Annotated in this window: 16 protein-coding genes and 1 pseudogene; 10 read left to right on the top strand and 7 right to left on the bottom strand. The window is 65.9% G+C overall.

From position 1 onward, the window contains the following. Window positions 1–122: 122 nt before the first annotated feature. Window positions 123–1,673, bottom strand: a complete 1,551-nt coding sequence (locus J2W78_RS24110) for a hypothetical protein (protein ID WP_253374236.1) — start codon at window positions 1,671–1,673, stop codon at window positions 123–125. A 182-nt stretch (window positions 1,674–1,855) separates the two neighbouring features. Here J2W78_RS24110 and J2W78_RS24105 point away from each other — a divergent pair, with 182 nt between their 5' ends. Then, window positions 1,856–2,221 carry a hypothetical protein gene (locus tag J2W78_RS24105; RefSeq protein ID WP_253374235.1) on the top strand — a complete coding sequence of 122 codons (366 nt, stop codon included), beginning with the start codon at window positions 1,856–1,858 and terminating at the stop codon, window positions 2,219–2,221. A gap of 14 nt (window positions 2,222–2,235) precedes the next feature. Next, entirely contained in the window at window positions 2,236–3,357 is a 1,122-nt protein-coding gene (locus tag J2W78_RS24100; protein WP_253374234.1) for a DUF3800 domain-containing protein, read from the top strand. A 97-nt stretch (window positions 3,358–3,454) separates the two neighbouring features. Here J2W78_RS24100 and J2W78_RS24095 read toward each other — a convergent pair whose 3' ends face one another. Beyond that, entirely contained in the window at window positions 3,455–4,516 is a 1,062-nt protein-coding gene (locus J2W78_RS24095) for a tyrosine-type recombinase/integrase (RefSeq protein ID WP_253374233.1), read from the bottom strand. 242 nt (window positions 4,517–4,758) lie between these two features. On the opposite strand from J2W78_RS24095, the gene J2W78_RS24090 reads away from it, so the two are divergent. From J2W78_RS24090 to J2W78_RS24080, 3 genes are all read left to right on the top strand, one after another. Beyond that, window positions 4,759–5,022 (top strand): AbrB/MazE/SpoVT family DNA-binding domain-containing protein, encoded by a 264-nt coding sequence (locus J2W78_RS24090; protein WP_253374232.1) that lies wholly within the window; start codon window positions 4,759–4,761, stop codon window positions 5,020–5,022. Continuing rightward, a complete protein-coding gene (locus J2W78_RS24085; RefSeq protein ID WP_253374231.1) occupies window positions 5,019–5,405 on the top strand; it encodes a PIN domain-containing protein in 387 nt (128 codons plus the stop codon). The genes J2W78_RS24090 and J2W78_RS24085 overlap by 4 nt, the downstream gene beginning before the upstream one ends. A gap of 268 nt (window positions 5,406–5,673) precedes the next feature. After that, on the top strand, window positions 5,674–6,090 hold the full coding sequence (locus tag J2W78_RS24080; protein ID WP_253374230.1) for a hypothetical protein: 417 nt from the start codon (window positions 5,674–5,676) through the stop codon (window positions 6,088–6,090). Window positions 6,091–6,324: 234 nt separating this feature from the next. On the opposite strand, the gene J2W78_RS24075 is transcribed toward J2W78_RS24080, so the two are convergent. The 5 genes and pseudogenes from J2W78_RS24075 to J2W78_RS24060 form a co-directional block, all read right to left on the bottom strand. Then, a complete protein-coding gene (locus J2W78_RS24075; RefSeq protein WP_253374229.1) occupies window positions 6,325–6,585 on the bottom strand; it encodes a hypothetical protein in 261 nt (86 codons plus the stop codon). Window positions 6,586–6,637: 52 nt separating this feature from the next. Beyond that, window positions 6,638–7,057, bottom strand: coding sequence for a type II toxin-antitoxin system VapC family toxin (locus tag J2W78_RS24070; protein ID WP_253374228.1), 420 nt, complete (start codon window positions 7,055–7,057; stop codon window positions 6,638–6,640). Further along, window positions 7,054–7,299, bottom strand: a complete 246-nt coding sequence (locus tag J2W78_RS24905) for a FitA-like ribbon-helix-helix domain-containing protein (RefSeq protein WP_437179884.1) — start codon at window positions 7,297–7,299, stop codon at window positions 7,054–7,056. The genes J2W78_RS24070 and J2W78_RS24905 overlap by 4 nt, the downstream gene beginning before the upstream one ends. 60 nt (window positions 7,300–7,359) lie before the next feature. Next, window positions 7,360–7,557: pseudogene (locus J2W78_RS24065) on the bottom strand (transposase); the annotation flags it as partial. A gap of 170 nt (window positions 7,558–7,727) precedes the next feature. After that, complete coding sequence (locus J2W78_RS24060) at window positions 7,728–8,576, bottom strand: helix-turn-helix domain-containing protein (RefSeq protein ID WP_253374227.1); 849 nt, start codon at window positions 8,574–8,576, stop codon at window positions 7,728–7,730. 153 nt (window positions 8,577–8,729) lie between these two features. Between J2W78_RS24060 and pobA the strand changes: the two genes are divergently transcribed. The 5 genes from pobA to J2W78_RS24035 all read left to right on the top strand — a co-directional run bounded on the left by pobA (window position 8,730) and on the right by J2W78_RS24035 (window position 13,374). Then, complete coding sequence (gene pobA, locus J2W78_RS24055; protein ID WP_253374226.1) at window positions 8,730–9,974, top strand: 4-hydroxybenzoate 3-monooxygenase; 1,245 nt, start codon at window positions 8,730–8,732, stop codon at window positions 9,972–9,974. After that, window positions 9,971–10,969 (top strand): MFS transporter, encoded by a 999-nt coding sequence (locus J2W78_RS24050; RefSeq protein WP_253374225.1) that lies wholly within the window; start codon window positions 9,971–9,973, stop codon window positions 10,967–10,969. Before pobA ends, J2W78_RS24050 begins: the two co-directional genes overlap by 4 nt. Window positions 10,970–11,035: 66 nt before the next feature. Next, window positions 11,036–11,743, top strand: coding sequence for a protocatechuate 3,4-dioxygenase subunit beta (gene pcaH, locus J2W78_RS24045; RefSeq protein ID WP_253374224.1), 708 nt, complete (start codon window positions 11,036–11,038; stop codon window positions 11,741–11,743). 1 nt (window position 11,744) lies between these two features. Next, complete coding sequence (pcaG, locus tag J2W78_RS24040; protein WP_253374223.1) at window positions 11,745–12,458, top strand: protocatechuate 3,4-dioxygenase subunit alpha; 714 nt, start codon at window positions 11,745–11,747, stop codon at window positions 12,456–12,458. Between the two features lie 82 nt (window positions 12,459–12,540). Beyond that, window positions 12,541–13,374: a 3-keto-5-aminohexanoate cleavage protein gene (locus J2W78_RS24035; RefSeq protein ID WP_253374222.1), complete on the top strand. Its 834-nt coding sequence runs from the start codon at window positions 12,541–12,543 to the stop codon at window positions 13,372–13,374. Window position 13,375 lies beyond the last annotated feature (1 nt).

The following is a 13,375-nucleotide window of genomic DNA, read 5'->3' as shown; positions in this document are numbered from 1 at the left end:
CGCACCGGTGGGACGCCTCCCGGACGTTGCATCATGACGTCTTCCGCCGCATGCCTTCGATAATAACGGCCGCTCGGGTCACGTGATCGGGCCTCTGCCGGGAACCACCCTCTCATTCAGATCTACGTCTGCGGCTTGGCTGTAAGGGCGGCTGCGATGATTGAGAGGTCGTTGATCCGGCTGAACGGAATAATTCTCGGATTGTCGTTCGCGAATGGAAAGCGCGTGACCACAAGATGCTCGATGTGAGAGAGGCCAAGCTCGGTGGTCAGCAGGGCCTCGCGACCCAACTCCTTGCGAAGCGCCCGTTCATAGCTCGCAACACGCGCGCGATTATAGCGGGCGAACAGCTTTGGATCCGCCTCAAGTCGGCTCAGATCGATGAGATTGTTTTTGCATTGCACGTTGAAAATCACGCCATCACGCGTGGTCACGACATCGAACTCCTTCCGGTTCAGGCGTTTGATCCCAGTGAGTTGAAATCCTTGCAGCTCAAGCGCATCGGCAACGGTTTTCTCAAAGATGAAGCCGGAGCGGATCTGAAAGCGCCTGATTCTGTAAAGGAAAATATTTTTCCAGTTGTAGAGAAACCGGCTGAGTAGAGTCACCGACGAATGCAGCATGCCTGCGATTTCGACGAACGGAGTATGGCTGTTCGTATTGGCGACGTAGCTGGCGTTCGTCTGGAGAAGCGCTCGGCGCAGGGGCGGCGACAGTCCGAGATCATCCGCCAGCCGGTCGAGGTCGGCCCGGGAGATATGCACCCAGTGATCGTCGACCGCGCGTTCCGACAGGCACCGCACCAGGGCTGCGGCCGGCGCGAATTCTGAGCCGGCGAGGTCGAATTCGGCATAGGCTGTCTCGATGAGGCGGATATCGTTGCGGAGCTCGGCGGCAGAGAAGAGTCGGTCGCGTCGAACCTTCTCTAGGCTCGCGGGGCGTGGATCGTCGATGCCCGCGAACATTTCGACGATCGAAGCCCGTTCTGGATCTAGATAGAGGGTATCGAGCGCAGGATACTCATGCGAGCCCGCGAAGCCACGTCGGTCGACGTACAGCTCGTATTCGTGGAATACCTCTGACAGCATCAATTGCTGATAGAGCCCTGTAAGCGCCACGCCGTTCAGTTCCACCAGGGGGAGGAGCTGGTTGAGCGTGTCGAGCGGGTGCATGCGTCGGCTGCCGCGGCAGGCGTGAGGGAGCGTGTACAGCATCGCCACGAGGTGCCGACGACGGGACTGGAAGTAGCTTACGGCCGTCCCGACGGTCACGAAGCCAGCCGCGGCTGACGACAGGCCATGTAGCGCGAAGGAGTGACCCATCGCGGCCGCCTGCACGAGAAGGGTCATGAACCGTTTCGCGAAACTCTCACCGTAGCGGTAGGCAATGTGATGACGCACAGCCCGAAGCCGCCGCGGGCGCGTATGTAGCGCGGCGACCGGAAGGCTGATCAGGGCTGCCTTAACCGCGTCGTCGTCCAGCCCAAATAAGACAAGGTTGATGAACTCCTCGATCCCACGAAGGGTCTCGAGCCAAGCTTCGACTGTCGAGCCGGCGTCGAACGAGGCGAGCGCGGCGTGAAGGCCGCCGCTGTTGTGATCGATTTGGTCGCGTAGCAAAGCGCGCGCGTCGTCGCCTTTGAGGACCCGGGTCTGGTGATCGGCCACCGTCATCGACGTAATTTCGGGAGCGAGGGGCGCGAGCGGAAGCTGGCGCTCAACACCTGGTACGTCAACATCGAACCAATCGACTGGCCGAGGGGCTGGCCGTCTGCGACATCACAGCTGCACTCCGGCCTTTTACCCTCGCCCATATCAACCTTAAGATGCCTGTTTCGAGCAAGGGATGACACGCCTTGATCCAGGAAGCCAGCGAGACTCTCGTCAATCTGAGACGGCTCCTTGAGCGCATCCGCGATAAGAAAATGGATGTCCTGTCGGGATGGGGTGCGTTGCGAAACAATGCTCGCGTAAATGGCATCGAAGCTGATCCCGAAATCGAAAGAACGTGCACTGCGTTCCTCGAAGCCGCAGCCATCTACACTGGCGAGGGAAATCCTATGCGGACCGCTCTTCAAGATAAGGATTGGCACCGTATCGCGTTTGAGAATGCGATGGGCAAACTGCTTGAATACCGTACGGCTCTCCGCGCAGCCCGGGGCCGGGAGGATGCCCGCATTATCTGTTCCGTCAATGAAACTGAAGTCGAAGATCCATTCTAGAACATGGAGTCATCGTGCACTATTACGTTGATGAAAGTGGCAATACCGGCCTTGAATTGTTCGATAAAAATCAACCGGTACTCTATTATGGCGTGCTCGGCGCCCAAGCCAATCTCGATGTCATTGCCAAGCCATTGCTCGAAGAACTCAGGAAGGAGCTTGGTGTAAAAAGGATTCATGCGAATGAACTGGGTGTTGGCAAACTAACGCCGATCGCACACAAAATCGCGCGGTTCAGCAAAAAGAACGACTTGAGATTTTCTCTTTTGAGGGTTGTCAAGCCAGATCATGCAATTATCTCATTTTTTGACCAAGTGTTCGACGCTGGATTGAACAAAGCCGTCAGGTGGGAGGATTATTGGACACCACTTCGATATGTGCTCCTCTTCAAAGTGGCGCATCTCTTCAATGACGAATTGGCGAAGTACGCATGGAAGACGAGGCGCCAGGTCAACCCAGCGCAATGCGCAAAAATGCTGACGATCTTATGCGATAGACTTTGTGAAAATTTAGACAACCTTCCGGATGTTCGATCACGGGAACTGATTTCTGGCGCTCTAAAGTGGGCTTCGGCCCATCCGCATGAGATTAGCTATGGGGTCGGCAATCACGATACGGCTCTTCAAATCTCTCCAAACCTTGTCGGCTTTCAGAACGTATTGATGCTGATTGCACAGCAATCTTCGGCTAGGAACAAGACGGTCAGAAAAATTACGGTCGACAGGCAGACGGAATTCAATAAAGCCCAAGGCGAACTAGCGGAAATTTATCAGAAATTGCGCGGCCACAACATGGAGCTTGGGCCCGGCATGCCAAGCTTCGATTTTTCCACGATGCCAGAAACACCCCCAACATTTACGCCTGGAGACGAAAGTAGCGGTCTCGAATTGGTGGATGTTTCTCTCTGGATCGCAAAAAGGCTCAAAGAAGAAAAGTCAATCTCGCAAGAACTTCATGAACTGCTGTTGACGCAGGCGAAGCGCGGACTGGCGGATGAAGTTTCACTTAGCGGGATGGATAAGAGGTGGCGCTTTATAACTCAGCTTCCGGAGCCGGACCGTCCCATCCCCACCGAACTACGGGAAGTTCTCGATGAGCACGAGATGAAACGGAAAATCGAGGTCGAAAAGCTCTGATAATTAGTGCTTCATATGAGGTCGCTGAGGCGAACTCGACGCGCGAGTGTGTAGAGAGAGGACCGCTCTGACTTAGGCTTGTGCACCAACGTGCGAGCTATGCTCTGTTCTGGAGCGTTGCCAGCTTCCGGGCAGCGCCGCGTTGTGCGCGGAGGCGTTCGCCGTAGCGGGCCGGCATCGCGGGCGTCTTCCACGAACCGGCCTGCATCACCTCGAGCAACTCGAACCCCGCCGCGAACATATCCTGCGTCGCCCCGACTCGTGTGGAATGTCCCGAGGGAAGGCGAGAGAGCTTCAGCCCGGCCGCCGTGGCGAGTGCGCGGAACACCCGCGCCACCTCCTTGTCACCGAGCGCGCTCGCTCCGACCCGCCCCCCCTTGGTGAGCGGCCGGAACAGCGGCCCGCTCTCCAACCCGGCCGCCGCGAGCCACGCCGCGATATGCGCCATGGTATCGGGGGCGAGATACTTGATCGCGCCTTCACCCTCCTGGTCTGCCTTCGAGCGCCGCACCAGCACGGTGCCGGAGCCGTCGTCGCCCTTGTGGAGATCCTCTATATATAAAGAGACGAGTTCGGACCGACGCAGCAGCGTGTCGTAGGCGACTGCGACCAGCGCGGCGTTGCGTAGCGCGATCAGCGGAGCACTGTGCTTGCCCTCCAACACGCGCCGGTGCAGCCGCTCGGGCGTCATCACGGTCAGCATGCGCTCGATGCTGCCTCGGTTGAGCGGCTCGGCCTGCTTCTGGCGCCGACCCTTGGCGCGGTTCATCCGCTTCACCGCGAGCCGCACGATCTCGTCGGCGCACGGGTTCTGAAGACCGGCCGCGCGGTGCAACGCCGCGATCGACGAGCGATAGCGCTCGACTGTGGCTCGGGATTTCAGCTCCGCCTGCGCATCAACGAAGGCGGCGACGGTGTCCGGGGTTGCCGGCAGCATTGCCCGCCCGGCCTCCCGGCACCAAGCGGCGAAGATCCGGCTGTCGGCCGCGAAGGCGCGCACTGTGTTGTCGGCGAAGGCGCCGCGTGCAGCCCGGGCGTGCCCCTCCAGGCGCTCGATGAGAAGCTCGGAACTCAGCGGCAGTGCCTCGGCCTGCGGGACCGGCACAGCCGACGCGTCGCGGGACGGCTCGGAGGCAGGATCGGCGGTGTCAAGCTCCATGGTGGGAGTCTAGCCGTTCGGGGGTTAATGATCCACAAATTCCGGACGATAGTGCTTATTATCGGACGCAATTACCCGACTCAAAAGGGTATACCCTTTTGAGGCGCGAAAGTCATCCTCTGATGACGGAGTGACACTTAGTCGCCATGGCGCATATCCGTCGCACTGTCATTCGAGCATAGATGACAGTGCGTGATCGAAACGATATGATTGTTTGAACCCAATAAAGCGGTGGCCCTCTAATGTCGTTTGTCACTGATGTAAAATTGGCCGCTAACGGCCGCATGGTTCTACCTCAGGCGGTCCGCGAGGCGATGGGCGTATCCGGCGAGACGCGGATCATTGTGACGGTCGATGGCACCGAGGTTCGTCTGTCTCCGATCGCGAACGTCGTTACCAAGCTCCAGGCTTTGTACCGCGAGCATGTCAAAGACGATGCCGACGCCGCCTCGTTCCTGGAAGAGCGGCGCGCGGATGACAGCGACACCGTGGGTGCCAAAGCGTGAGCGCCGTCGTCTTCGATACCTCTGCCGTGATCGCGCTCCTGCGCAGCGAGCCGGGAGCGGCCGTGGTCGCCGCGCGTGTCGGTCAGGCCGCCATGTCAGCCGTCAATCTTCAGGAACTCGTCAAGGCCCTGATCCTGCGCGGGTTGGCGCTCCCGGTGATTGAGGAGGTGGTGCAGGAGTTGCGCCTCGATCTGTACTCGCATGATCGCGAGGCCGCCTTCGCCGCCGCGCAGATCACGGAGGCGACGCGACAGCACGGCAGTGGGCTCGGTGACCGGAGCTGCATGGCGCTCGCGATAAAGCTCGGCGTGCCGGTCCTCACCACCGATCGGGCCTGGGCGAAGCTGAAGATCCCCGGCCTCGTGGTCGAGCTGGTACGTTGAGGCGATGGCGGGCGCCGCGGCCCTCGCAGCGATCGCGACTGGGCTGAACGAGCGGCAGCAGGCCAATCTGCTCGCGGCTTACGATGAGGATCAGGCCCGCGAGGCCTCCCACCAGCGACCTGGCGGGCCGCCGGCTCGGCAGTGGCGCTGGATCGAGTATGGCCCCGTTGGCCACAGATGACTCGACGGGCCGGGATCTCGGCTGCTGCGGGCCAAGCTGGCCGAGTCCGGCATGGTCAGCTAGGGCACCGGCGCCACCTGGGCGGCGTTGGCCGAGCGCGGTCTTCTGAGCACGAGCTACGCCCATACCGGCCTGATTGACACGCGCAGCCGCTGGCCCATCAGATCCCTCACAGTGCGCCTGACGACCGACGGCCGGAAGGTCGCTCGCCTCCTGCGGGGCGAGCCGCCGACGCGGCCGCGGAGCAAGGAGCCGAAGCCGCTCTCCCTGTCGGCCCTGCGGATGGTGGCCTACGGCCAGCAGCATCCGAAGGAGACGTTCGATTTTCACGCGCCCTGGGGCATCTGCCCGCTCGACTACCTTGTGGCCCTCGGGATCTGCCGCGGCCTCGTCAAGCGTGGCCTGCTCGATGGAGATCCTCCGACGCACCTCCGGATCACGCCGGCCGGGCTCACGCTGGACGTTTCATCCATCAACATCAACCGCCGAGCCACAACAGCTTGAGGCGGCATACGCTGTAAAAACGAACAAAGGTTGTGAACCCTCGTTGACTGAGAGGGACTGCTGTCTACGGTGCCGCTCGGCCTCCGCGTTCGCGCCGAGGAGAACCGACGAGGCGGGTTATATCCCCCCGATCACTCGCCTCGTCGGACCAAGCAACGCCGACGTATCCTCGGAACCGACCGACCTCAGGACTCCCTTGTTCAGCTACGCCTCCACGGCGAGGCGGGAAGGCCTTCAGATGGTGCGGGCGAAGGGCGTCTGGGGGTCGGTAGCGAGCCGCCGCCCCTGTTGCTCGGGGGACAGATCGTGGAAGAACTTCACCTCGTAGTTGGGGGTCCAGGCCGGCGGTGCCGGCTGTTTGGGCGAGGCGCGGAACACCTCGACGACCGGCCCGCCGAGCAGGTCGGTTTGGATACCGATCAAGGCTCGCTCGTACTGCGCCTGGCGGTAATCGGCCCGCCAGCGGGCGTCGCTGCCGGCCGGCAGCCGCGTCACGTCCTGGCGGATGTGGTACGTTTTAAAGCGTGGGATTTTAGGCGGGACCGCCTCACTCGTCCCAGGGATTGACGGGAGGTACGACCAGGTCGGGGAAGTGCCGGACGTTGCGGGTTGCGAGGGTGGCCCGCCGCGCGATGGCGGTACCAGCGATCATGCTGTCGCGCAGCTCTTGCGGTTGGCCCCGTCTCTGTCGAGCCGCCATGAGGGTTGCCGTCTCGCCGGCCGCAGCGGCATCGAACGGGGCGATCCTCCTTTGGAGCATTTCTGCGACGAGGCGATCGAACGCAGTGCGCAGGCCTGCGGCGCGCCGGCCATCCGGCATGAGGTCGAGGCCGAACTGGATCTCGAGGACGGTAATCGTGGTGATCCAGACGGAGTTTCTGGGTTGGCTGTCGAGCCAACTGACGAGAATCGGATCCGACGACGCGCGCATCAGACCGGATACGACGTTCGTGTCGAGGATGATCATGCGAAGGGATCAGCGAGGCTGTGCCCGCGGAACTGGGTCAGTTCCTCGTCGGGCTTCAGGCCGATTTCTTCGAAGAGGGACGCGATCTGCGTCCCCAACCCCGTGGTTAGTTCATCCTCGGCGGCGGCGGAGCGCAGGATGTCGCGCAACTCGGCCTCCATGCTGCGACCGTTCCGGGCAGCGCGCTGCTGCAAGCGTTCCTTCACACCGTTATCGATGTCGCGGACAAGAATTTGGGCCATGGCATCTCCTCTTGCTATCATGATAGCATACGAAATTCCTCCCACAAAGTGGGGCCAGTTGAGCTTGCCGTTCTCGTCCTCCAGTTGCTTGAGCCGTCGGATCTCCGGCACGCCCATGCCGACGAACTGCTTCTTCCAGCGATAAAAGGTCGGCTCGGATACGCCCATCTTCCGGCAGACCTCGTCCACCGTCGCGCCGTTCTCCGCCTGTCGCAGGGCGAAGGCGATCTGTTCAATCGTGAAGCGTTTGCGAGGCATGGCATCCACCCTCCTTCAGGGTTCAGGATGCCCGAAAAACTTGCGCTCAGCGCGGACCAGTTTGATGGGTCAGGGTCAAGGGGGACGTCGGTCGGGCAGCCATATCGAATCAGTCTTCACTGGGTCTGTACAGGACGCGCGGAGAATCACCTGACCCAGCCGCCGCTACCTCAGTCGGCACGACGGAATGCGGAGGGGCTCGATCCTGTGACGCGCGAGAAGTAGCGCGAGAAATACGCAGGGTCGTGGAAGCCGAGGTCGTAGGCGATCTCCGCCACCGGCAGGTCGGAGTAGCGCAGGGAGCGCTTGGCCTCCAGGATGACCCGGTCGGCGATGAGCTGGCCCGGCGTCGCGCCGGCCACAGCCCGGCAGGCGACGCGCAGACGCCCGACCGTGGTGCCGATCCGGTTGCAGTACTGCTCCAGGCTGAGGCCGGCGCGGTAATGCTCCTCGATCGCCGCTCGGAAGCGGGCGACGATCCTTGCATGGGCGGCCAGGCGAGTGGGACCATCGGCCGCCCGCGCGTCGGCAAGGCGCGCCAGTTCGACGAGGAGCAGCGTGAGATGCGCTTTCAGGGCGGCCCGCTGGGCCGGGGCCGCGCTGGCCCGCTCGCGGTCCAGCCCGTCGAGCGCCGCATCGAGGTGCGCGGTTCCGTCCAGAGCGAGGCAGCGCACCCCCTCGAACAGGGCCGCAAAGGCGCGCTCGTCCCGCCCGAGCCCGCGCAGGACCGCGTCCGAGACGGTGAGGACGCGGCCGGTGCTGCCCGCCTCGTAGACGAAGCCGTGCACCACGCCCGCCGGGACGACCAGCGCACAGGGTGCCGCGAAAGCGGTCTCCTCGCCCTCGGCCGTGACGGTGCCGCGGCCGTACCGGATGCAGAACACTTGGTGCAGGTCGGCATGGGCGTGCGGACGAATCCGCCAGGCCGCCGGGCGGCTGCGATCGTCCAGGTCTTCGAGGTGCAGAAACCCGTCATCCGCAGTCTGCGGTGGCTCGCCGTAAAGGAAATACCGGGGCACGACAGGTTTCGGCATGGGGCACGCGGCCTTTCGATAAACGGCACAAAAGTACAAGAAAAACGCCGCCGCCTCCATACCCGCGCGGCGCCGGCATCGGCAAGATCCTGCACAAGCCGGTGCGGATCGACCGTCACGGATCAGGGAGGGCCGGCCATGCGCACGCAGGTCGCGATCGTCGGTGCCGGGCCGGCCGGGATGGTCTTGGCGCATCTGCTGCACGCGGCCGGCATCGCCAGCGTCGTGGTGGAGCGCCGCACGCGCGACTACGTCGAGGGCCGCGTGCGTGCCGGCGTGCTGGAGCAGGGCACCGTGGACGTGCTCGCGCGGCTCGGCCTCGACGGGCGCCTGCGCAGCGAGGGCCTCGTCCACACGGGCGCCAACCTCGCGGTGGACGGCGAGAGCTTCCGCATCGACATGGCCGCGCTGACCGGCGCCGCAGTCACGGTCTACGGCCAGCAGGAGGTGATGCGCGACCTCTTCGATGCGGGCGAGGCGCGGGGCCTCGCGGTGGTGTACGAGGCCCAGGACCTGCGCCTGCACGATCTCGACGGCGCCGCCCCGAGCCTGACCTACCGCACGCCCGCGGGCCCGCAGCACCTCGTCTGCGACTACGTTGCGGGCTGCGACGGCTTCCACGGCATCTCCCGCCGGTCGATCCCGGCGGACGTGCTGAGAACCTTCGAGCGGATCTACCCCTTCGGCTGGCTCGGCATCCTCACGGACGTGCCTCCCGCCGCGCACGAGCTCGTCTACGCGAGTCACGCCAACGGCTTCGCGCTCGCCAGCATGCGCTCGGCGACACGCAGCCGCTACTACATCCAGTGCGGCATCGACGAGCGTCCGGAGGACTGGCCGGACACACGTTTCTGGGACGAGCTCTGCTTGCGCCTCGGCCCCGGCATCGCGGGCGGGATCGTGCGCGGCCCCGCCTTCGAGAAAAGCATTGCGCCCCTGCGCAGTTTCGTCGGCGAGCCGATGCGCTGGGGCCGGCTGTTCCTGGCCGGGGATGCCGCCCACATCGTGCCGCCCACCGGCGCCAAGGGCCTCAACCTCGCCGTCTCGGACGTGGTGATGCTGGCCGAGGCGCTGGAGGCCTTCTACGCCCGCGGCACGGGTTCGGGTCTCGACGGCTACTCGGCGCGGGCGCTGGCGCGGGTGTGGAAGGCGGAGCGGTTCTCGTGGTGGTTCACCCGCCTGATGCACCGCTTCCCCGAGGAGACCGGCTTCGACCGGCGTATGCAGCTGGCGGAGCTCGCCTATCTCGGCACCTCGCGCGCCGCCCAGACGGTGCTGGCCGAGAACTATGTCGGCCTGCCCCTCGATCCCCCCCCGGTCTCGACCTCTGTTGCGGACTTTTTCTCGGCCCCGAGCGCGAACCTGCGCGGGATGTGCGCATGAGCCACGAGAGCGCCGCCGGGATCCTCGATGTCCCCGCCCTGATCGACGCCCGCCCGATCGGCGCGGCGCAGGTCCTGACCTTTCTCCTCTGCTTCCTCGTGGTGCTCCTCGACGGGTTCGACACCGCGGCCATCGGCTACATCGCGCCCTCGCTGATGACCGAGTGGGGCGTGGGCCGCGCCGCGCTCGCCCCGGTGCTGAGCGCCGCCCTGTTCGGCCTCGCGATGGGTGCGCTGGCAGCGGGGCCGCTGGCTGACCGCTACGGGCGCAAGGCGGTGCTGGTCGCAGCGGTGGTCGAACTCGGCTTGGCCTGCCTTGCTTCCGCCTTCGAGGCTGATCTCCCGCAACTCGCGGCCCTGCGCTTCCTCACCGGGCTCGGCCTCGGGGCGGCGATACCGAACGCCGTGACGCTGACGAGCGAGTACGGCCCGGTCCGGCGCCGGGCGCTGCTCACCAACATGATGTTCTCGGGCTTCCCCCTCGGCGCGGCGCTCGGCGGCTTCCTCGCCGCCTGGATGATCCCGACGCTGGGGTGGCGCAGCGTGCTCCTGCTCGGCGGCGCCGCGCCGCTGGCCCTGGCTGCGCTGCTGGCGCTGCTGTTGCCGGAATCTGTGCGCTACCTCGTGGCCCGCGGCGCGGCGCCGGCCCGCATCCACGCGGTGCTCCGCCTGATCGCCCACGGGACTGGACCGGCCGCCGGCTACGACCTCGGCGCGGCGGCCGCGGGGCCCGGCCGGCCGGCCGGCCTCCGCCTCGTCCTCTCGCCGGCCTACCGGATCGGATTGGTCATGCTGTGGGCCGCCTATTTGATGGGGATCGACCGGTTCGGCGGCATCGCCGGCTCCTTCCTGGTGGCGGAACTTGCCGGGACGAGCCTGCCGGTGACCTTCGCGTTAGTCGCGGTTCCGGCCCTGCTCGCGGCCGCCGCCGTCGCCACCAAACGCAACGCCCGCCGCGGCGCGGCCCCGGCCCGCGCCGCCGCCCTCGGCCACTGACCGGCGGCGCGGGTCGCCCCACCGGCCGCCCGCGCCGCCCAGCCCTCACGCGACCCGAGGATTTCGATGTCCGACGCCACGTTCGACCACCCGCGGGATGCGGGCCAGCCGCCCTCGCTGTTCCCCGCCTACCGCTCGACCGTTCTGCGCAGCCCGCGCGAGCCGCTGGTGCGAATCCCCCACACGCTTACCGAGACCACCGGGCCGGCCGGGACCTGGGAGGCCCTGATGGGCCCGGCCATCGCCGACCTGACCCGCCACGACCGGGGGCCGGGCGTGGCGATCGGTCAGCGCATCGTGGTCACCGGCCGCGTTCTCGACGAGGCGGCGCGGCCCGTGCCTGACACGGTGGTCGAGGTCTGGCAGGCCAACGCCGCCGGCCGCTACATCCACCGACGCGATCAGTGGGATGCGCCGCTCGATCCGAACTTCACCGGCACCGGCCGGGTCGTCACCGATGCGCAGGGGCGCTACCGCTTCACCACGATCCGGCCCGGAGCCTATCCATGGGGCAACCACCGCAACGCCTGGCGCCCGGCCCATATCCACCTGTCCCTGCTTGGGCCGGCCTTCGCCACCCGGCTGGTGACGCAGCTCTACTTCCCCGACGACCCGCTCATCGAGATCGACCCGATCGCCAATGCCGTGCCGATGCCCTACCGCAACCGCCTCGTCGCGCGCTTCGACATCGACACGACGCAGCCGGATTACGCCCTCGGCTACATCTTCGACATCGTGCTGCGCGGGCGCGACGCCACGCCGTGGGAGCCTTGAGATGACCGACGCCCTCGAAGGCCTGCCCCGCAACGCCGCTCCCCGCGCCGACAACCAGGACCCAGCCTTGTTCGGCCAGACGCCCTCGCAGACGGTTGGTCCGTTCTTCCATTACGGCCTGCCCTGGAAGGGGGGCGCCGACCTCGTCGGCGCTTCCGACATCGGCGCGCGCCTCGACCTGTTTCCGGAGGAGCATGACGTCCTCCACCTAGCCCCCCCGCGCGGGCCGGTGACGGGCGAGATCGTCTCCGTCGTCGGTACGGTGCGGGACGGGGCGGGCGAGCCGGTCACCGACGCGATGATCGAGATCTGGGGTGCCAACGCCGCCGGCCGCTACCACGGCGCCGCCGACACCCGGGCGGAGATCCCCCTCGATCCGGGCTTCATCGGCTTCGGGCGAGCGGCGGTCGATGCCGCGGGCGGCTTCCGCTTCCTCACCCTGCGGCCGGGCCGTGTGCCGGTCGCGGTCGAGAGCAACCGCTGGCAGGCGCCCCATCTCGCCATCGGGGTCTTCGGCCGCGGCCTGCTGAAGCGGCTCGCCACACGGATGTACTTCGCCGACGGGACCGACAACGACGCGGACCCGATCCTCGCCCTGGTGCCGGAGGCGCGCCGCCGCACGCTCATCGCCCCGCGCGTCGCCGAGGCACCGCCGACCTATCGGTTCGACATCGTGCTGTGCGGGGCGGACGAGACCGTGTTCTTCGCGCTGTGAGGCGGGAGACGCGTCATGGGGCGGGAGTGGTGAGGCGAAAGCCTGAGGCAAGTTCGTGAGGCAAGGTCGTGAGGCAAGAGAGATGAGCAGCAATTCCGTCGTCGTCGCGGTGGCGATCACCGGCTCGGTGCCGCGCAAGGCCGACAACCCGGCCGTGCCGATTGCGGTCGCGGAGCAGATCGAATCGACCCATCAGGCCTTCGAGGCCGGCGCGACGCTGGCCCATATCCACGTCCGCAACGACGACGAGACTCCCTCGTCCGATCCGGACCGGTTCGCCGCCGTGCAGGAGGGGCTGCGCCGCCACTGCCCCGGGATGATCGTGCAGTTCTCCACCGGCGGGCGCGGGCGCGACCCGGCGAGCCGCGGGCTGTCGCTCCGGCACCGGCCCGACATGGCCTCGCTCTCGACCGGTTCGGTCAACTTCCCGAGCATCGTCTACGAGAACCACACCACCCTGGTGACCGATCTGGCGACGCAGATGAAGGGCCACGGCGTGCGGCCCGAGATCGAGATCTTTGACCTCTCGCACATCCATGGGGCCGGGCGCCTGATCGCGGCCGGGCTGATGGACCCGCACCCCCACGTGCAGTTCGTGATGGGTGTGCAGAACGCGATGCCGGCCGAGGAGCACCTGCTCGACCTGCTGCTCTGCGAGACCCGCCGGGTCATCCCCGGGGCGACCTGGACGGCGGCCGGGATCGGCCGCAGCCAAGCGGTGGTGATGGACTGGGCGCTGGCGCGCGGGGCGGACGCGGTGCGCACCGGACTCGAGGACAACATCCGGGTCACGAAGGACCGGCTGGCGGCGAGCAACGCCGAGCTCGTCGGGCTCGCGGTCGAGGCCGTGCAGCGGCACGGCCGGCGTCCGGCGACGCCCGCCGAGGCCCGCGCCGCCCTCCGGCTCGCGGCCTGAG

It is taken from the genome of Methylorubrum extorquens (genome assembly GCF_024169925.1).
Lineage (GTDB): Bacteria > Pseudomonadota > Alphaproteobacteria > Rhizobiales > Beijerinckiaceae > Methylobacterium > Methylobacterium extorquens_A.
This window is presented reverse-complemented; position numbering and strand designations above follow the sequence as displayed.